The following is an 18,385-nucleotide window of genomic DNA, read 5'->3' on the forward strand; positions in this document are numbered from 1 at the left end:
TCGCATGGCCCAACCTGACGCACCATTGCGGGACCACACGCGCGGCGCCCGCGCTCTGGCCATTGCGGCAAGCATTCTGGCTGCCGCTGCCGCAGGAATGGTGTTTCAGATCTATGGTGCCGCCGATGGCGTGGGCGTTCTCGATGTCTTGCGCAGCACGCTGATTTTCCTGTCGACATGGTGGCTGGCTTGGGGGGCTGCGACAGCGCTGCTTGGCCTGACCTCGCGCCAGCGCCCGCCGGTTGCCCGTATCACCGGCCCGATCACTGGCCGCACCGTGGTCATCGTGCCGGTCTACAACGAAGATCCCCGCATCACCTTCGCCCGCATCGCCGCGATGGATGCCTCGATCATCGCCACCCACTCGGGCGCGCAGGTCGATTTCGCCGTGCTGTCGGACACCCGTGACGACAAGATCGCCCTGCAAGAACAGCACTGGTTCGCCCGCCTGCTGGCCCGCCAACACGGCGAAGGCCGCATGTTCTACCGCCGCCGCGAAAAGAACACCGGGCGCAAAGCCGGCAATATCGAAGAATTCATCACCTCCTCGGGGGCGGCATGGGATTACGCGGTGATCCTTGATGCCGACAGCCTGATGGAAGGCGACACCATCATCGAGATGATCCGCCGGATCGAAGCTGCGCCCAAACTTGCCCTGCTGCAAACCCTGCCGCGCGTGGTGGGGGGCCGCTCGCGCTTTGGCCGCGCCATGCAATTTGCTGCGGGCTTCCATTCGCCGATCTTCGCGCGCGGTCTGGCCGCCACTCAAGGCCGCACCGGCCCGTTCTGGGGCCACAACGCCATTGTCCGTATCCGCGCTTGGGCGGAAAGCTGCGGATTGCCCGAACTTCCCGGTCGCGCCCCGTTCGGCGGCCATATCATGAGCCATGATTACGTCGAGGCCGCCCTGCTGGCCCGCGCTGGCTGGCTGGTGCGGCTGGATGACGACCTTGAAGGCTCGTATGAAGAAGGCCCCGAGAATATCATCGACCACGCCAAACGCGATCGGCGCTGGTGTCAGGGCAACCTGCAACACGCCAAACTGCTCTGTGCTCCCGGCCTGAAACCCTGGAGCCGCTTTGTCTTCGTGCAAGGCATCTTCGCCTATATCGCCCCGCTGATCTGGCTGGCCTTCATAGCCGCTTCCATCGCTGCGGTCTATTGGGTTGAAATCCCCGATTATTTCCCCGAGGCCAACTGGCCCTTCCCGGTATTCCCCAACGATCAGACCCCGAAAGCAATTGGTCTGGCGGTCGGCGTGTTCGGGCTTCTGGTGATGCCGAAACTGCTGGTGGCGCTGGATGCCATCTTCACCGGACGCGCGCGTGGCTTTGGCGGCATCGGCGGATCGCTGCGCGCTGTTTTGACCGAACTGGCGCTTTCCTCGGTGATCGCACCGATTCTGATGGCATTTCAGAGCCGTTCGGTTTTACAGGTTCTTCTGGGACGAGACGGTGGCTGGCCGCCGAACAACCGGGGGGATGGTGGATTGGATATTGCAGAGGCTTGGGCCGCCGGGCGCTGGATCAGTTTCCTTGGCCTTGCAGGCATGATCGCCATTCATCTGATGGCCCCGGTGCTGACGCTGTGGCTGATGCCGGTGGCGCTGCCGATGATGATTGCGCCGCTGTTGATCTGGTGGACCTCGCGCAACGCAAGCCCGCACGCCTTCCCGGTGCCGGAAGATACCAAGATCCCGCCGATTCTGGCCCGCCATGACGCCGTGCTGGCCGCTTGGGCGATTTCGACACCTGCCCCAACGGCCACAATGGTGGCGGAGGCCAAGCTTGGCTGAACCCGCGCGCGTCCGGGATTACCGGATTGACCTGTTGCGCGGTCTCGCGCTGGTGATGATCTTCATCAACCATATTCCCGGCACGATCTGGGAGCATCTGACCTCGCGCAACTTCGGCTTTTCCGATGGTGCGGAAGGTTTCGTGCTGATGTCGGGCATGGCCACCGGCTTGGCCTATGGCGCGGTGTTTCTGCGTGGAGCCACCCTGCAAACCGCGCTGCGGCCGTGGCGGCGCGCGCTTACGCTGTGGTGGGTGCATGTGCTGGTCACGCTCTGTATCCTTGCGCTGTTCGCATGGGCACAACACGATCCCGCCGTGGCTGCGATGGCGGTCAAGCGCAACATCGCCCGTGCGCTCTCTGATCCGCAGATGTTTCTCGCCCCGCTGGCGACACTTGGCCACCAATTCGCCTATGCCGATATCCTGCCGCTTTACATCGTGCTGATGCTGGTCGCCCCCGGCCTGCTGGCCTTGGCCGTGCGCTGGCCGCGTGGGCTGATGGTGGGCTCTTTGCTGCTCTGGTTCATCGCGGGTTTCACCCGCACCACCCTGCCGACATGGCCGCTGCACAATGGCTGGTTTTTCAACCCGCTGTCATGGCAGGTGCTGTTTGTCGCAGGGATTCTGACCGGCCTTGCGATGCGTCAGGGCCAGCGCTGGCTGCCGGTGCGGACATGGGCGGTGTGTCTGTCATGGGCGTTCCTGGTCTTTGCGCTGATCTGGCTGCGCGTGCCTTTCGTCGCCAGCTGGGGCGGCCACGGCCTGTGGCTGCTGCACGAATACGCCTATTTCCCGTCGATCCTGACCTCGTTCGACAAAAGCTATGAATTCTTACCGCGCCTGCTGCATATTCTGGCGCTCGCCTATGCCCTCAGCACCTTGCCCGCCCTGAAAACCATCGCCAACAGCCCGAAAGTCTCAGCCCTGATCCTGCTGGGCCAACACTCGCTGCCGGTCTTCGCCACCAGCACCGTGCTGGCCTATGTCGCCCAAGTTACCAAAGCGATGAACCCGCCTTCGATCTTGCTCGACACCGCCCTGATCATCGGTGGCCTTGCGATCCTCTACGCCGTGGCATGGCTGCGCGACAGCCAGAAGCGCCAGCTGCAAAGCAGGGCCGCAGCCTAACCACCCTGCACCGCCGCCCACTCCAGCCCAAACCGCGCCAGATATTTCCGCAGCCGGTCCGCATCATTCTGACTGGCCTTTTCCGCGCGCGAGGCCGCGAACAGCCGCCGCCCCGCCGCGCTCAGGTTCGGGGTTTCCCGACAGGCCCGGATCACCGCGGCCAGTTGCGCGCGGTCAAACTCATCCAACCCCTCGGGCCGCGCCACCACCTCGGCCAGCAGCGCCATGTCGCCATCCCGCACCACGCCTTGCCACTGTGCTGTAAGCACCGCGATCTCCTCCTCGACCATCGCCAGCGTCACCCGCCCGCGCTCGGCCAAAGTGCACAGCCGCTGCACCGAGGCCGCCAGATCACGCAGGTTCCCCGCCCATATCGTGCCGGGGTCGCGCGCAAACCGCAGATAGCGCGCGCTGGCATCGGCATTGAAGCCAACGCTCCGCCCCAAGGCCCGCTCGGCCAGACCGCGCTGATGCGCCAGATGCGCCGCCATATCGTCCCGTCGCGCCCGCAATGGCGGCAAGCGGAAGCTCCACTGATGCAGCAGCGCAAACAGATCCGCCCGCAGCCGCCCTTCTGCCACCAAAACCGCCAGATCGACCGCAGCCGAGGCGATCAGATGAAACCGGCTGCTCACCTCACTGTCCGACCCCAGCGGATAATACCGCCCACCCTCCAGCACCTGCACCAACAGCGCCTGCGCATCCGGCTCCAGCGCCTCAATGCCCTCCAGAAACAACACCCCGCCGTCCGCCTCGCGCAACAGCCCCGCGCGCTCGGTCCCCGCGATCCCCATCACCGAGCGCCGCTGCCCGATCAGCGCCACCATGCCCTGCGGTCCGCGCAAACCCGCCGCATTCACCTGCACCAACCGTCCCTTCACCCGCCGCCGTTGCAGCTTCAACTCGTAAATCTGCTGCGCCAACCGGCTTTTGCCGCTGCCCGCCTCGCCCAACAGCAGCAAGGGCGCATCCGAATGCGAGGCCACAAACTCCAGCCGCTCAATCATCGCGTTGAACACAGGCGTTTCGCTTTCAATCCCGCCCTTCAGCAAAGACACCGACTCGCGGCTGACCGCATCAAACCGCTGTTGCAGCGCGTCATAGCGCGACAGGTCAAGATCAATGATATCAATCGAGCCATGCGGCAGCGCATCGCCGCGCGGCGGCCCGGTTTGCAGTAGTTTCGCCGGGATATGGCGGCTTTCGGTCAGCAAAAACCAGCAAATCTGCGCCACATGCGTGCCCGTGGTCAGATGCACATGATAGCGCTCGCGATCCTCGTCAAAGCCGTAGTCCTTGGCGAAATCGAACAGCTTGCCGTAGACCTCCTGAAAATCCCACGGATCGCGCATGTCGATCTGCACCAGCCGCACCTCGGTGTCAGGTGACACCGCCGCGATGGCTTTCATCACCTGCCGCGCCAGCCCGACATGCCGCTGGTCATGGATCAACTCGAACCGATCCACCGCGAAATCCGCGTGCCGCGTCAACTCAACCGAGGGTCGCCAGCCGCGATTCCGCCCTATATCCAGCTGGGTGCCAAGGAAGCCAATCACCACATTCCGCATAAACTTATCCCTTCAGATAATTTCTGATACCAACGGATATGATTTTTGCAAAGCAGTTTCCGAAATTTCGCGAATTTCTGTTTGTGATCAACGCGTTCGGCCATTTTTGCGAAAAGCTTCTTTGTCTGGCTGAGATCTGGCAAAAAAGCCCTACGAAAACAAGGGGATGAACAAAGGGTCTGCAAATCCGTGCAACCCGAAAAACGGGCGGTTGCCGAAACGCGCAACCGCCCACCGCTTTCAACGCCTCTATTGATGAGTAAAAATGATGACCAACGACGCAATCAGCACCGACATAACCAGCACTGATAAAATCACCGGCGCAGACCTGATCAGCTGGGGCCATCGCCCCGGTCGCAGCTTTCCTGATCTTCTACGCATGGCCGAAACCGCCCAAGCCCAAGGCCTGACGCCAATCGCCATCCGGTCGATGCTGGACGCTGAACTGCCGCCGCCACCTCCCCCTGCTTTGCCGCTGCAATCGGGCCTGCACTTTCACAGCAACATCACCGCCGAAGATGCGGATGAGGTGAAAAACGTCGCCGATGTGACCGAAACCATGCGCGTGCTGATGCAGACCCCCACCATTGTGGCGGGTGCGATCATGCCCGATGCCTGTCCGGCGGGCCCCTTGGGCACCATTCCGGTCGGTGGCGTGGTGGCCGCGCGCAATGCGATCCATCCGGGAATGCATTCGGCGGACATCTGCTGTTCGGTGATGATCAGCGATATGGGCATGGCTGATCCGGCCAAGGTGCTGGATGCCGCAACAGCGGTGACACACTTTGGCCCCGGCGGGCGTGACAATGGTCAGCGCTTCAGTGTCTCGCTGGATTTGCTGGATGCGTTTCGTGCCAACCCGTTCCTGAACAGCGCCAAAATGCTGCAAGTGGCACAGTCGCATATGGGCACCCAAGGCGACGGCAACCACTTTCTGTTCGTTGGTCGCTCGCGCAAAACCGGGCGCACTGCCATCGTGACGCATCACGGCTCACGCGGGCCGGGGGCGATGCTGTATCGGGCCGGGATGGAGGTTGCGGAAAACTATCGTCGCATCCTGTCGCCCGCGACATTGAAGCAAAACGCCTGGATACCGGCGGATAGCGAAGATGGCCGCGCCTATTGGGACGCCCTGCAACTGATCCGCCGCTGGACCAAAGCCAACCACAACGCGCTGCATCAGGCCGTGGTGGAAAAGGCCCGCTTCACGCTGTCGGATCGGTTCTGGAACGAGCATAACTTCGTGTTCGAACGCGGTGGCCTCTATTACCACGGCAAGGGGGCAACTCCGGCTTGGGGCGGCTATGCGGCGGATGCCAATGGCTTGACGCTGATCCCGTTGAATATGGCCGAGCCGGTTCTGATCGTGAAGGGCAGCGATGCGCCGCACGCTTTGGGTTTCAGTCCGCACGGGGCAGGGCGCAACTTCTCGCGCACCGAACACAAGCGTCGGATGGGTGGCATGACGGCCGAGGCGATGCTGAAGGCCGAAACCAACGGTCTCGACATTCGCTTTCATGCGGGTGGCATCGACCCATCGGAGCTGCCCTCCAGCTACAAGCGGGCGGATGCGGTGGTGCGGCAGATCAAAGACTACGGTCTGGCCGAGATCGAGGACTACATCGACCCCTACGGCTGCCTCATGGCCGGTGACGTCGCGCCGTTCTGGCGCACAGGCAAGCGGACCCGTCGCTGATCGGACGGGGTTTGCCACCCAAACAACAGCAGAATACGCCCAACACGCCGGGCGTATTCTGACATGTGACAGGCCGCACCACGCTTGATTGGCTCACTTTGCGCAAGCATACTGCGGGCAAACCTTAACAGATCCTTACCTGCGATCTGTAACTCATTGAAATCAATAGCCCCCGAAAAGCGCCACGCGTGGACACACCTGCGCCCTTGCACCGCACTTGAATTAATCCCGCCGTGCGACATACTCCTGCCTGCCCAGCCTCCCCTGCCGGAGTGTCCCCGATGAGCCCGCGCGCGACCGAAAATCACCTGACAACCATCGAGACCGCGCTCGCCCGTGGTGAGGCCGCCCGTTCCCCCGTGGTCGCCTCTTGGAGCCGTTCCGCCCGCCTGCACGGGCTGGACCCGACCAAACCCAGCCACCCCGACCGCATGACCGCACAAGAACTCGCCGCCGCCCGTGATCGCATGAACCCGCTGATCCGCGCCGCCTCTCCCAACCTCGACCGCCTGTTCCAAGCTGTAGGAGCCGTCGGCTGCTGCGTCCTTCTCGCCGACCTTGACGGTATCCCGCTGGAACGCCGCGGGGCAGCCGTCGATGATCCGGTGTTCTCGGATTGGGGCCTATGGCCCGGCACCCGCTGGTCCGAAGCCGAACAAGGCACCAACGGCATCGGCACCTGTCTGGTCGAGGAACGTGTCGTGACCATCCACCGCGATCAACATTTCTTCACCCGCAACACTATCCTCAGCTGCATGAGCGCCCCCATCTATGGCCCGCAAGGCAAACTCGCCGGGGTGCTGGATGTCTCTTCGGCCCGCAACGACCTGACCGAAGGTTTCATGACCCTGATCGTGCAAGCCGTGACCGAGACCGCCCAGAAGATCGAAGCCCAAGCCTTCCGCGACGCCTATCCCACCGCCCGCATGGTGCTGGTGCCGGGCGACCGCGCCTCGGGTGGCCTGCTTGCCGTCGATCATGATGATCTGGTGATCGGCGCCACCCGCGCCGCCCGGCACCATCTGGGCCTGACCGGCGATCTCACCCGCCAACCCCGCCCCGCCGCCGACGTGCTGGGCCATTTCGAGCATGAGACGCTGGAAGACGGCGAGCGCGCCGTCCTCATGCGCGCCTTGGCTCGTGCAGGCGGCAACGTCTCCGCCGCCGCCCGCGACCTCGGCATCAGCCGCGCGACCTTCCATCGCAAGCTTGGCCCGCGCCTGATCTGACAGCCTTGATGCAAGTTTTGCCGTGACCTGTCGCAACCCTGCGACAACTTCCGCCAGCATCCCCTTCCCCCCTGCTGACAGACGCCCCCCTAAAGCGCAGCCTGATCTCAGTGCCGCGAGGAGGCGGCCACACAGTCTGGGAGGACTAGCTATGAATATGGTGGAGCATTTCCGCACGTCTAAATCGCCGTTCAAGGCGACCTATGGCAACTTTATCGGTGGCAAATGGGTGCCTGCCCAATCCGGCCGCACCTTCGACAACACCTCGCCGATCACCGGTGAAGTGATCTGCAAAATCGCCCGCTCCGAAGCGGTGGATATTGAGGCAGCACTAGACGCCGCCCATGCCGCCAAGACCGCTTGGGGCAATTCTTCGGTGGCGACCCGCGCGGTGATCCTGAACAAGATCGCCGATGTGATGGAACAAAACCTTGGCCTGCTCGCCCTCGCCGAAACTTGGGATAACGGCAAGCCAATCCGTGAAACCACCCACGCCGACCTGCCCTTGGCCATCGACCACTTCCGCTATTTCGCAGGGGCGATCCGTGCCCAGGAAGGCAGCCTGTCGGAAATCGACCATGACACCGTCGCCTACCACTTCCACGAACCCCTCGGCGTCGTCGGCCAGATCATCCCGTGGAACTTCCCGCTGTTGATGGCGGTGTGGAAACTCGCGCCCGCCCTCGCCGCAGGCAACTGCGTCGTTCTGAAACCTGCCGAGCAAACCCCGGCCTCAATCCTCGTCTTCGCCGAACTGATAGCAGACCTGCTGCCACCCGGCGTGTTGAACATCGTCAACGGCTTCGGGCTTGAGGCCGGCAAACCGCTGGCTTCCAGCAACCGCATCGCCAAGATCGCTTTCACGGGTGAGACCACCACCGGCCGCCTGATCATGCAATACGCCAGCCAGAACCTGATCCCGGTGACGCTGGAACTCGGCGGCAAATCCCCGAACATCTTCTTCAAAGATGTCTGCGCCGAGGATGACGATTACTTCGACAAGGCCATCGAAGGCTTCGTGATGTTCGCGCTGAACCAAGGCGAGGTTTGCACCTGCCCGTCGCGCGCGTTGATCCACGAGTCGATCTACGATCAATTCATGGAAAAAGCCCTGAAACGGGTCGCCGCCATCACCGCGGGTGATCCACTCGACCCCACCACGATGATCGGCGCGCAGGCTTCGTCCGAGCAGTTGGATAAAATCCTGTCCTACATGGATATTGGCCGCCAAGAGGGTGCGCAGGTTCTGGCAGGCGGCGCGCGGCGTGACATGCAGGGCGGCCTCGCGGGCGGTTTCTACATGCAGCCGACCGTGTTCAAGGGCAACAACAAGATGCGGGTGTTCCAAGAAGAAATCTTTGGCCCTGTGGTTTCGGTCACCACCTTCAAGGACGATGACGAGGCGCTTTCGATTGCCAATGACACCCTCTACGGTCTGGGCGCTGGCGTATGGAGCCGTTCGGCCAACACATCCTACCGCTTCGGTCGCGCCATTCAGGCGGGTCGGGTCTGGACCAACTGCTACCACGCCTATCCCGCCCATGCGGCGTTTGGCGGTTATAAACAGTCGGGCATTGGGCGTGAAAACCACAAGATGATGCTGGATCACTATCAGCAGACCAAGAACATGCTGGTAAGCTACTCGCCGAAAAAGCTAGGCTTCTTCTAAGACGCCGATTGTAAGATTGGCCGGGCGCGGAGTTTTCTTCGCGCCCGCTACCCTATGGAGGCTTGCATGACCGAAGTTTTGGATAAAGTGACTGCCACCCCGGCGGCTTTGCAGTTGCTCGCGGAAATCGTCGCCGATCATGGCCCGGTGATGTTTCACCAATCCGGCGGATGCTGTGATGGCTCGTCGCCGATGTGCTACCCTGTCGGGGATTTCCTGCTGGGGGATATGGATGTGAAGCTGGGTGAGATTGGTGGGATGCCGTTCTATATCTCGGGCAGCCAGTATGAGGTCTGGAAGCACACCGATCTGATCATTGATGTCGTCAAAGGTCGCGGGGGAATGTTCAGCTTGGATAACGGGCGGGAACAGCGGTTTTTGACGCGATCCGAGATTTGTGCGATTTGAAACGGCTGGGTGGTCCCAACGTGGGACCGACTTTATCTGTTTTAAGTCAGATGGTTATCATCTCTTGATAGGGATTCGTTAAGGATTTCTGCGGTTGGAACCGCCCGTTCCAACCATGCGGCTTCGCCTTGCGGTCCATCCAGATTGACAAGTAAAACTTGTCAATCGCTTACACTTCTTCGTTTCACTTCCTGTCGCGCCAGCGCAGGATAGCCCGAAGCTATCAGGGGTGACGGGCGATGCAAAACGGAGGGCAGGTGTTGGTGGCCTCTTTGGTGGCTTTGGGCGCGACCAAGGCTTTCGGTGTGCCGGGGGAAAGTTATCTCGCGGTGCTCGATGCCCTACACGACACGCAAGGCCAGCTTGATTTCGTGCTTTGCCGCAATGAGGGTGGCGCTGCATTCATGGCCTCGGCCTATGGCAAGCTGACCGGAAGCCCCGGTATCTGCATGGTCACCCGCGGGCCGGGGGCGACCAATGCTGCGATCGGCGTGCATACCGCGATGCAGGATTCATCGCCGATGATCCTGTTTGTTGGCCAGGTCGGCACCGATATGAAGGGGCGCGAAGCGTTTCAAGAACTCGACTACCGCGCGGTGTTCGGCACCATGGCGAAATGGGCGGTCGAGATTGACCGGGTGGAGCGTATCCCCGAAATCCTCGCCCGCGCTTGGGTGACGGCCACCACAGGCCGCCCCGGCCCCGTGGTGATTGCTTTGCCTGAGGATATGCTGACTAGCCTCACCGACACCCCGCCGCTGACCAAGGCCGCAAAGATCACGGAAGCCGCGCCGACCACCGAAACCATCGCAGAAGCCCTGTCGCTGCTGGCAAACGCACAGCGCCCGTTGATCCTGATGGGCGGCACAAACTGGACCGATGCGGGCCGCAACGCCTTGCAGCATTTTGCCGAAGCGTCGGATATTCCAGTGCTGGCGGCATTCCGCTTTCAGGACCAGTTCGACAACTTCTCGCCGGTGTTCACAGGGGAGGCGGGTGTCGGCATGCTGCCCCACGCCAAATCCCTGATCCTCGAAGCCGATGTGATCCTTGCCATCAACGTGCGGTTTGGTGAGATGACAACCGACGGCTACACCCTGCTTTCCGTGCCGATTGCTGCGCAGAAACTGGTGCATGTGCATGGCTCGGATCGTGAGATTGGCAAGATTTATCAGCCGATTTTAGGCATACACTCCGGCCCCAACGCCTTCGCCCAAGCCTTGACCCCGGTGCAGGGTGCATGGGCCGATTGGCGCAGCAACGCCCGCGCCGCCTATGAGGCCAGCTTTGTCGCGCCCGCCCAACCTTCGCCTGTGGATATGGTCGCGGTGACAGCTCATCTGCGCGATATTCTGCCCGAAGATGTGATCCTGACTAATGGTGCGGGCAACTTCACTGTCTGGCCGAATAAGTTTTTCAAATTCGGAAAAAATGCCCGCCTGCTCGCCCCGCAATCGGGCGCGATGGGCTATGGCGTGCCTGCGGCGATTGCCGCCAAGGTGGCCTTTCCGGCGCGGACAGTGGTGTGCTTTGCGGGTGATGGCGATTTCCAGATGAACTGTCAGGAACTCGCCACCGCCGCCCAAGCCGGTGCGCAGCCGATCATTCTGATCGTCAACAACGGCATTTACGGCACCATTCGGGCGCATCAGGAACGTCACTATCCGGCGCGCGTATCCGGCACGACCATGGTAAACCCCGACTTTTCTGCCCTCGCGCGGGCCTACGGTTTCCATGCCGAACGGGTGGAGCGCACCGAAGATTTCGCCGCCGCCTTCGCGCGGGCCTTGGCCTCGGGCACCGGTGCCGTGCTGGATCTGAACGTCTCGCCCGAAGCCATCACCCCACGTCAAACCCTTAGCCAGATGCGGGCGGCAGCGCAGGCGGCAAAGGCATGAGTGCGCCGATCCGCCCCCCAATCAGACTCGGCGCGGATATCGGCGGCACCTTCACCGATATTGCGCTGGAATGTCGGGGCCGGATGTTCTCGACCAAGGTGCTGACCAACTACGCGGCGCCCGAGCAGGCGATTTTGGACGGCATTGATGTGGTGCTGGCCGAGGCCGGGATTGGCTTGGCCGATCTGGATATCGTGATCCACGGCACCACTTTGGCGACCAATGCGTTGATCGAACGCAGGGGCGCGAAAACGGCGTTTGTCACCACCGAAGGCTTCCGTGATGTCATTGAAATGCGGACGGAAAATCGTTTTGCGCAGTATGATCTGAACATGCAACTGCCCAAGCCTTTGATCCCACGCGAGCATCGTTTCGCGGTCAAAGGCCGGATCGGGGCGCAGGGGCAGGAACTGGCGGCGCTGGATGAGGCGGGTCTTGAAACGCTCGCCGGTCAGATCGCCGCGCAGGGCTTCGGTGCCGTAGCGATTGGCTTTATTCATTCCTACATGAACCCCGCGCATGAGAGGCGCGCGCGGGAGATTGTTGCCGCGAAGGTGGCGGTGCCGATCTCGATTTCCGCCGAAGTCTCACCGCAGATGCGGGAGTTTGAGCGGTTCAACACCGTCTGCGCCAATGCCTATGTCCGCCCGCAAATGGCCGACTACCTGACCCGGTTGCAGGCGCGGTTGAAGGCATTGGGTGCGACTTGCCCGGTGTTTATGATCCACTCGGGGGGCGGTTTGATCTCGGTGGAAACCGCGTCCGAATTCCCGGTGCGGCTGGTCGAAAGCGGGCCCGCGGGCGGGGCGATTTTCGCCGCCGATGTGGCGCAAAGGTTCGGGCTGGAAAAGGTGGTCAGCTATGACATGGGCGGCACCACGGCGAAGATTTGCCTGATCGAAGATTACGCCCCAAAAACCGCGCGCAGCTTTGAGGTGGCGCGGACGTATCGCTTTGCCAAAGGCTCGGGAATGCCGATTTCGATCCCGGTGATCGAGATGATTGAGATCGGCGCGGGCGGCGGCTCGCTGGCTTGGGTCGATGCGATGGGGCGGATACAAACCGGGCCGGAATCGGCGGGGTCAGAGCCGGGACCAGCCTGCTATCAGCGCGGTGGCCTGCATCCGGCGATCACCGATGCCGATCTGGTGTTGGGCAAGCTGGATGCCGAAAACTTCGCAGGCGGGGCGATCCGGCTTTCGACTGCGGCGGCAGAGGCGGCTATTCTGCGCGATGTCGGCGGGAAGCTGGGCTTGGGGGCCGAGGCTGCGGCCTTTGGCATCTGCGAGGTGGTCGATGAGAATATGGCCAATGCCGCACGGGTGCATGCGGTCGAGAACGGCAAGAATATCTCGGACAATGTGATGATCGCTTTTGGCGGCGCGGCGCCGCTGCATGCCGCCCGTCTGTGCGAAAAGCTGGGGATCGACCGTTGCCTGATCCCGGTTGGCGCAGGCGTTGGTTCGGCGATTGGCTTTCTGAAAGCGCCGTTTGGCTATGAGGCTTTGGCCTCGCATATCCTGCGGTTGGCGGCGTTCAAGGCGGGGGCGGTGAATGGGCTGCTCGGCGGGTTGAAGGCCACGGCAGAGGGGTTTGTGCGGGCAGGCACCGACGCCCCGATCCAGTGCGAAATCACCGCCTTCATGCGCTATGTCGGGCAGGGATGGGAGATACCCGTGACGCTGCCGGACCGGGATTTCACCGATGCTGATGCCGACATGCTGCGCAGCAATTTCTGCGAAAACTATGCGCGGTTCTTTGGCCGGGCGATTGAGGGTCTGGATGGGTTGGAGATTGAAATCGTCACTTGGTCGGTGAAGGCGCAGGATCAGCGCGCCAAACCTGACCAGATCGCACTCACCTCGGGCGGGGCGGAGGTTGGGCACAAGCTCTCACGTCCGGTGTTCGACCCGTCTCGGGGTGAGTTCATAGATACCGCCATCATCGACCGTAATGACCTGCACCCCGGCGCGCGGGTGGAAGGCCCGGCGGTGATCATCGAACGTGAGACCTCTACTGTGGTCACCGCCCCTTTCGATGTGGTGGTGCAAAGCGATGGCAGCCTGCTGTTGATCCGCAAAGGGGGCCGCGATGCGTGATCAGACCCAGGATATCCGCATGCAGGTGATGTGGAACCGGCTGATTTCGGTGGTCGAGGAACAAGCGCTGACCCTGTTGCGCACGGCGTTTTCGACATCAGTGCGCGAGGCGGGCGATCTGTCGGCGGGAGTGTTTGACCCAGAGGGGCGGATGCTGGCGCAGGCGGTGACGGGCACGCCGGGGCATGTCAACACGATGGCCGAAGCGGTGCTGCATTTCATCGCCGAGATTGGCCGCGAGAATATGTTCGCGGGCGATACTTATGTGACGAATGACCCGTGGAAGGGCACCGGCCATCTGCATGATATCACGATGGTTTCGCCCTCATTTCTGGGTGATGATCTGGTCGGTTTCTTCGCTTGCACCGCGCATGTGGTCGATGTCGGTGGCCGCGGCTTTGGCGCGGATGCGAAGTCGGTTTACGAAGAAGGCATCCAGATCCCGATCATGAAATTCGCCGATCGCGGCGTGGTGAATGCTGATCTGGTGCGGCTGCTGCGCGCCAATGTGCGTGAGCCCAATCAGGTGGTCGGCGATTTCTACTCCCTTGCCGCCTGCAATGATGTCGGCCACCGCCGCCTTGTGGCGATGATGCAGGAAATCGGGCTGACGTCGCTGGATGCCTTGGGCGATTTCATCTTCACCCGCACCCATGCCGCGACGCTGCAGCGTATCCGAGCCTTGCCACAAGGCGCATGGTCGAATGAACTCCTCACCGATGGCTACGACGCCCCGGTCAAACTGGCGGCGCAAGTCGAGATCAAAGGCGATCAGGTCAACGTCGATTTTGCGGGCAGCGATCCAGCCAGCCGCTACGGCATCAACGTGCCGATCATCTACACCAAGGCCTACGCCTGCTATGCGTTGAAATGCGTGATTGCCCCGGATATTCCGAACAACTGGGCCTCGCTGGCTTTGTTCACCATCTCGTCACCGGAAAATATCCTGAACGCGGCGCGTCCTGCGCCGGTCGCGGTGCGGCACGTCATTGGCCATATGGTGCCGGATCTGGTGCTGGGGGCTTTAGCGAAAGCCTTGCCGGGGCAGGTGCTGGCCGAGGGTGCTGCGGCGCTGTGGAATATCCATATGTCGGTCCGTCCGGTTGCAGGAGCCAAAGGCAAGCGCGCCGAGATTCTGATGTTCAACTCGGGCGGCATGGGCGCGCGGCCCGGTCTTGATGGGCTGTCGGCCACCGCCTTTCCGTCAGGCGTGATGACGATGCCGATTGAGGCGACGGAACATACCGGGCCGATTGTCGTCTGGCGCAAGGAGTTGCGGCCAGACTCGGGCGGTGATGGCGAATATCGCGGCGGTCTGGGGCAAATCATCGAGATTGAGCCCGCGCCGGGGCATGAGTTTGACTTCTCGGCGATGTTTGATCGGGTCAATCACCCGGCAGCGGGGCGCGATGGCGGTGGGGCAGGGGCTGCGGGGATCGTGGCGCTGGACGATGGCACGGTGTTGAAGCCGAAAGGCTGGCAGCATGTGCCTGCGGGGCGTCGGTTGATCCTTCACCTCCCCGGCGGCGGCGGATACGGTGCGCCGAGCGCGCGCAGCGCTGCGCTGCGGGAGGATGATGCCGTGAAGGGCTATGTGACGGGCGAAAGTTTGGGGAAGAAGCCATGAGCTATGTTGCGGATCGGTTGGCGGTGGTGAAACCCTCGGCCTCAATGGCGGTGTCGATGGCCGCCAAGGCCCTGCGGGCGCAAGGTGTCGATGTGATCGACCTTGGGCTTGGCGAGCCGGATTTCCCAACGCCCGCGCATGTGGTGGAGGCCGCGTTCAAGGCGGCTGCTGCGGGCGAAACCCTGTATACCGCCTCGGCAGGCACCCTCGCCTTGCGCGCAGCGGTGGCGGCAAAGTTCAAGCGCGAGAATGGCCTGGACTATACGGCGGATGAGATTGTGGTCGCCAATGGCGCCAAGCAGATCATTTTCAACGCCCTGATGGCGACGCTGAACGCGGGCGACGAGGCGATCTTGCCGACGCCGTATTTCGTGTCTTACCCCGAGATGGTGAAGCTGCTCGGCGGCACCCCGGTGATGCCCGCTTGCCCGGCTGAAAATGGTTTTCGCCTGACGCCTGACGTGCTGGAGGCAGCGATCACGCCGCGCACGAAATGGCTGTTTCTGAACATGCCGGGCAATCCTTCGGGCGCGGTGTATACCTTGGCCGAATTGCAGGCGCTGGGCGCGGTGCTGGCAAAGCACCCCCAAGTGCTGATCCTGTCCGATGAAATCTATGAACATATCCTGTTCGACGGGCGGCAGTTTGTCAGCTTCGGTCAGGCCTGCCCAGAGCTGCGCGACCGCAGCCTGATCGTCAACGGCGTCGCCAAAGCCTATGCGATGACCGGCTGGCGCGTCGGTTATGCGGCGGGGCCAGCGCCGTTGCTGAAGGCGATGAACACCGTGCAAAGCCAATCCGTCACTTCCGTTGCCGCCCCGATGCAGGCGGCGGCCCTCGCCGCCCTGACCGGCCCGCAAGATTGCGTCGCCCAGTTCCGCACCGCCTTCGCGCGCCGTCGCGATCTGGTTGTGGCGGGTGTCGCCACCATCCCCGGCCTGAGCCTCGCCCCGCCCGAAGGCGCGTTCTACGCCTATATCGGCTGCGCGGGCCTGATCGGCAAACGCACCCCCAAGGGTGAGGTGCTGACCGACGACACCGCCGTCACGCAGTACCTGCTGACCGAAGGCCGCGTCGCTGCTGTCCCCGGTGCGGCTTACGGATTGTCGCCGTTCTTCCGCATCTCGACCGCCACATCCGACACGGTGCTGACCGAAGCCATTGCCCGCATCAAAGCCGCCGTCGCGGCGTTGGAGGCCAAATGACCCCGCGCTTTGACACCATCCTGATCACCGGCGCGGCGGGGCGCTTGGGCCGCGAATTGCGCCGGGGTCTGGCCCCTTTGGCGCGACGTCTGCGGCTGTCGGATAGGATTGAGATCACAGACCTTCAACCCAATGAAGACGCTGTGATCTGCGATCTGGCCGATGAAGCCGCAATTCTGTCCCTCACTCAAGGCGTTGATGCAATTGTGCATTTTGGTGGAACCGCAATGGAACGGTCTTGGGAGTCCATCCTGAACGGCAATATCCGCGGCAGCTATCACATCTACGAAGGCGCGCGGAAGAATGGCATCAAACGCGTGATCTACGCCAGTTCCGTCCATGCCATCGGCTACCACGATCTGGAAACCCATATCGACGCCAACGCCCCGCATCGCCCGGATGGGCTTTATGGATTGTCGAAGTGCTTTGCCGAGGATTTGGGGCGGCTTTACTGGGACAAGTTCGGGATTGAAACCGCGGCCCTGCGGATCTTCTCGTCGTTCCCCGAGCCTGCGGATCGCCGGATGTTGTGGTCATACCAGTCATTTGACGATTGCGTCCGGCTGGTAACGGCGGCTTTGACCGCGCCGCGTGTCGGCTTCACTATCAGCTTCGGGCTGTCGGACAACACGGTGAAACCGGTGGACAATCGCCTTGCGGCGCATCTCGGCTATCAGGCAAAAGACAGCGCGGAACCCTACCGCGCAGGCGTAGAGGCGCGCAGCGATCCGCCCGATCCGAAAGCGCCTGCGGTGCGGCATTTGGGCGGCTGGTTTGTGGATCTGGGGCACCCCGACGATAAGGAAAAGACATGAAAACGCAGTATGACGTGGTGATCGTGGGCGGGGCGGTGATCGGCTCGGCGGTGGCATATTTCCTGACGGCGAACCCGGATTTCAACGGCTCGGTTCTGGTGGTCGAGCGTGACCCGACCTACGCCAAAGCCTCCACCTCGCTGTCGGCGGCGTCCATTCGCACGCAGTTTTCCAACGCGATCAACGTGAAGATCAGCCAGTTCGGCTATCAATTCATCAAGGACTTCCCTGAGACCATGCAGGTCGGCGGCGACAAGCCCGACCTGAATTTCCACTCCGGCGGTTATCTCTATCTTGCAGGCACGGCTGAGCAGGAACAAATCCTGCGCGAAAGCCACGAGGTGCAGCGCACTTGCGGGGCCGACACCGTGCTTTGGGATCAAGACCAGATGGCCCGCGCCTTCCCGCATCTGAACGTCGATGACATTCGCCTCGCCTCCTACGGTCAGTCTGGCGAAGGCTGGTTCAACAACACCGGCATCATGTCGGGTTTCCGCAACAAGGCCCGCGCGCAGGGCGCAGATGTGATCAGCGATGAAGTTGTGGCGATTGGGCGCACGGGCGACGCTGTCACCTCGGTCACGTTGAAATCGGGTGCTACCATTCAGGCCGGCACGGTGGTGAACGCCTCTGGCCCCCGCGCGGCCCTCACCGCACGGATGGCGGGCTTGGATATTCCGGTTGAACCCCGTAAACGCACCCTGTTTGTGTTCGATTGCGCCAAAACCCCCGAAGGCAGCGCCACCGTCAACCAAGGCCGCTTGCCGCTGATGATCGACCCCTCGGGCGTGTTCTGCCGCCCCGAAGGCCGCTTCTTCCTGACAGGGGCCGTCCCCGCCTCCGACCCCGCAGTGGATTGGGACGATTTTGAACCCCGCTATGAAGAGTTTGAAGACATCATCTGGCCAGCCCTCGCCAATCGTGCCCAACAGTTTGAGGCGATCAAAGTCGTCAACCAATGGGCGGGCCACTACGATTTCAACACGCTGGATCATAACCTGATCGTCGGCAGGCACCCGCAGGTGCAGAATTTCGTCTTCGCCAACGGCTTCTCCGGCCACGGGTTGCAGCAAGGCCCCGCCGCAGGCCGTGCGGTGTCGGAACTGATCATCTATGGCGGCTATCGCACCCTGGATCTCAGCGAAGTCGGCTATGAACGCATTGTCGAAAACCGTCCCTTCCTTGAGAAAGCGGTGATCTAAGGCGATGCGTTTACGCAGAACAAAAAACATCGGAAAGCGCGTTCG

General features: G+C 62.2%; 13 protein-coding genes. 12 read left to right on the forward strand and 1 reads right to left on the reverse strand.

Going from position 1 to position 18,385, the window contains the following annotated elements; all coding sequences use genetic code 11:
* Nucleotides 1–4: 4 nt before the first annotated feature.
* Both mdoH and U1A24_RS10085 read left to right on the forward strand, forming a co-directional pair.
* Nucleotides 5–1,795 (forward strand): glucans biosynthesis glucosyltransferase MdoH, encoded by a 1,791-nt coding sequence (gene mdoH, locus U1A24_RS10080; RefSeq protein ID WP_322321845.1) that lies wholly within the window; start codon nt 5–7, stop codon nt 1,793–1,795.
* Nucleotides 1,788–2,924 (forward strand): OpgC domain-containing protein, encoded by a 1,137-nt coding sequence (locus tag U1A24_RS10085; RefSeq protein ID WP_322321846.1) that lies wholly within the window; start codon nt 1,788–1,790, stop codon nt 2,922–2,924. Before mdoH ends, U1A24_RS10085 begins: the two co-directional genes overlap by 8 nt.
* Here the strand turns inward: U1A24_RS10085 and U1A24_RS10090 are convergent.
* Nucleotides 2,921–4,492, reverse strand: coding sequence for an RNA repair transcriptional activator RtcR family protein (locus tag U1A24_RS10090; protein ID WP_322321847.1), 1,572 nt, complete (start codon nt 4,490–4,492; stop codon nt 2,921–2,923). The genes U1A24_RS10085 and U1A24_RS10090 overlap by 4 nt on opposite strands.
* A 268-nt stretch (nt 4,493–4,760) precedes the next feature.
* Here U1A24_RS10090 and U1A24_RS10095 point away from each other — a divergent pair, with 268 nt between their 5' ends.
* The 10 genes from U1A24_RS10095 to U1A24_RS10140 all read left to right on the forward strand — a co-directional run bounded on the left by U1A24_RS10095 (nt 4,761) and on the right by U1A24_RS10140 (nt 18,340).
* Nucleotides 4,761–6,188, forward strand: a complete 1,428-nt coding sequence (locus U1A24_RS10095; protein ID WP_322321848.1) for an RtcB family protein — start codon at nt 4,761–4,763, stop codon at nt 6,186–6,188.
* A gap of 281 nt (nt 6,189–6,469) precedes the next feature.
* The gene (locus U1A24_RS10100) at nt 6,470–7,417 is read left to right on the forward strand and encodes a GAF domain-containing protein (protein ID WP_322321849.1); all 948 of its coding nucleotides are present in this window, start codon (nt 6,470–6,472) and stop codon (nt 7,415–7,417) included.
* A 151-nt stretch (nt 7,418–7,568) separates the two neighbouring features.
* Nucleotides 7,569–9,086, forward strand: a complete 1,518-nt coding sequence (adh, locus tag U1A24_RS10105; protein ID WP_322321850.1) for an aldehyde dehydrogenase — start codon at nt 7,569–7,571, stop codon at nt 9,084–9,086.
* A 66-nt stretch (nt 9,087–9,152) separates the two neighbouring features.
* Nucleotides 9,153–9,494, forward strand: coding sequence for a DUF779 domain-containing protein (locus U1A24_RS10110; protein WP_322321851.1), 342 nt, complete (start codon nt 9,153–9,155; stop codon nt 9,492–9,494).
* Nucleotides 9,495–9,733: 239 nt separating this feature from the next.
* Nucleotides 9,734–11,392: a thiamine pyrophosphate-dependent enzyme gene (locus tag U1A24_RS10115; protein WP_322321852.1), complete on the forward strand. Its 1,659-nt coding sequence runs from the start codon at nt 9,734–9,736 to the stop codon at nt 11,390–11,392.
* Complete coding sequence (locus U1A24_RS10120; RefSeq protein WP_322321853.1) at nt 11,389–13,491, forward strand: hydantoinase/oxoprolinase family protein; 2,103 nt, start codon at nt 11,389–11,391, stop codon at nt 13,489–13,491. The genes U1A24_RS10115 and U1A24_RS10120 overlap by 4 nt, the downstream gene beginning before the upstream one ends.
* Entirely contained in the window at nt 13,484–15,118 is a 1,635-nt protein-coding gene (locus U1A24_RS10125) for a hydantoinase B/oxoprolinase family protein (RefSeq protein WP_322321854.1), read from the forward strand. Before U1A24_RS10120 ends, U1A24_RS10125 begins: the two co-directional genes overlap by 8 nt.
* On the forward strand, nt 15,115–16,323 hold the full coding sequence (locus tag U1A24_RS10130) for a pyridoxal phosphate-dependent aminotransferase (protein WP_322321855.1): 1,209 nt from the start codon (nt 15,115–15,117) through the stop codon (nt 16,321–16,323). Before U1A24_RS10125 ends, U1A24_RS10130 begins: the two co-directional genes overlap by 4 nt.
* Nucleotides 16,320–17,138, forward strand: coding sequence for an NAD(P)-dependent oxidoreductase (locus tag U1A24_RS10135; RefSeq protein WP_322321856.1), 819 nt, complete (start codon nt 16,320–16,322; stop codon nt 17,136–17,138). The genes U1A24_RS10130 and U1A24_RS10135 overlap by 4 nt, the downstream gene beginning before the upstream one ends.
* A complete protein-coding gene (locus U1A24_RS10140; protein WP_322321857.1) occupies nt 17,135–18,340 on the forward strand; it encodes an FAD-binding oxidoreductase in 1,206 nt (401 codons plus the stop codon). Before U1A24_RS10135 ends, U1A24_RS10140 begins: the two co-directional genes overlap by 4 nt.
* Nucleotides 18,341–18,385 lie beyond the last annotated feature (45 nt).

Origin of the sequence: Cypionkella sp. (assembly GCF_034376685.1) — a bacterium.
Lineage (GTDB): Bacteria > Pseudomonadota > Alphaproteobacteria > Rhodobacterales > Rhodobacteraceae > Cypionkella.

Excerpts from the sequence above, each read along its gene's own strand:
- mdoH (WP_322321845.1), top strand. The coding sequence starts at position 5 with ATGGCCCAACCTGACGCACCATTGCGGGACCACACGCGCGGCGCCCGC.
- U1A24_RS10115 (WP_322321852.1), top strand. The coding sequence starts at position 9,734 with ATGCAAAACGGAGGGCAGGTGTTGGTGGCCTCTTTGGTGGCTTTGGGC.
- U1A24_RS10090 (WP_322321847.1), bottom strand. The coding sequence starts at position 4,492 with ATGCGGAATGTGGTGATTGGCTTCCTTGGCACCCAGCTGGATATAGGG.
- adh (WP_322321850.1), top strand. The coding sequence starts at position 7,569 with ATGAATATGGTGGAGCATTTCCGCACGTCTAAATCGCCGTTCAAGGCG.
- U1A24_RS10140 (WP_322321857.1), top strand. The coding sequence starts at position 17,135 with ATGAAAACGCAGTATGACGTGGTGATCGTGGGCGGGGCGGTGATCGGC.
- U1A24_RS10120 (WP_322321853.1), top strand. The coding sequence starts at position 11,389 with ATGAGTGCGCCGATCCGCCCCCCAATCAGACTCGGCGCGGATATCGGC.
- U1A24_RS10095 (WP_322321848.1), top strand. The coding sequence starts at position 4,761 with ATGACCAACGACGCAATCAGCACCGACATAACCAGCACTGATAAAATC.
- U1A24_RS10135 (WP_322321856.1), top strand. The coding sequence starts at position 16,320 with ATGACCCCGCGCTTTGACACCATCCTGATCACCGGCGCGGCGGGGCGC.
- U1A24_RS10100 (WP_322321849.1), top strand. The coding sequence starts at position 6,470 with ATGAGCCCGCGCGCGACCGAAAATCACCTGACAACCATCGAGACCGCG.
- U1A24_RS10130 (WP_322321855.1), top strand. The coding sequence starts at position 15,115 with ATGAGCTATGTTGCGGATCGGTTGGCGGTGGTGAAACCCTCGGCCTCA.
- U1A24_RS10110 (WP_322321851.1), top strand. The coding sequence starts at position 9,153 with ATGACCGAAGTTTTGGATAAAGTGACTGCCACCCCGGCGGCTTTGCAG.
- U1A24_RS10125 (WP_322321854.1), top strand. The coding sequence starts at position 13,484 with ATGCGTGATCAGACCCAGGATATCCGCATGCAGGTGATGTGGAACCGG.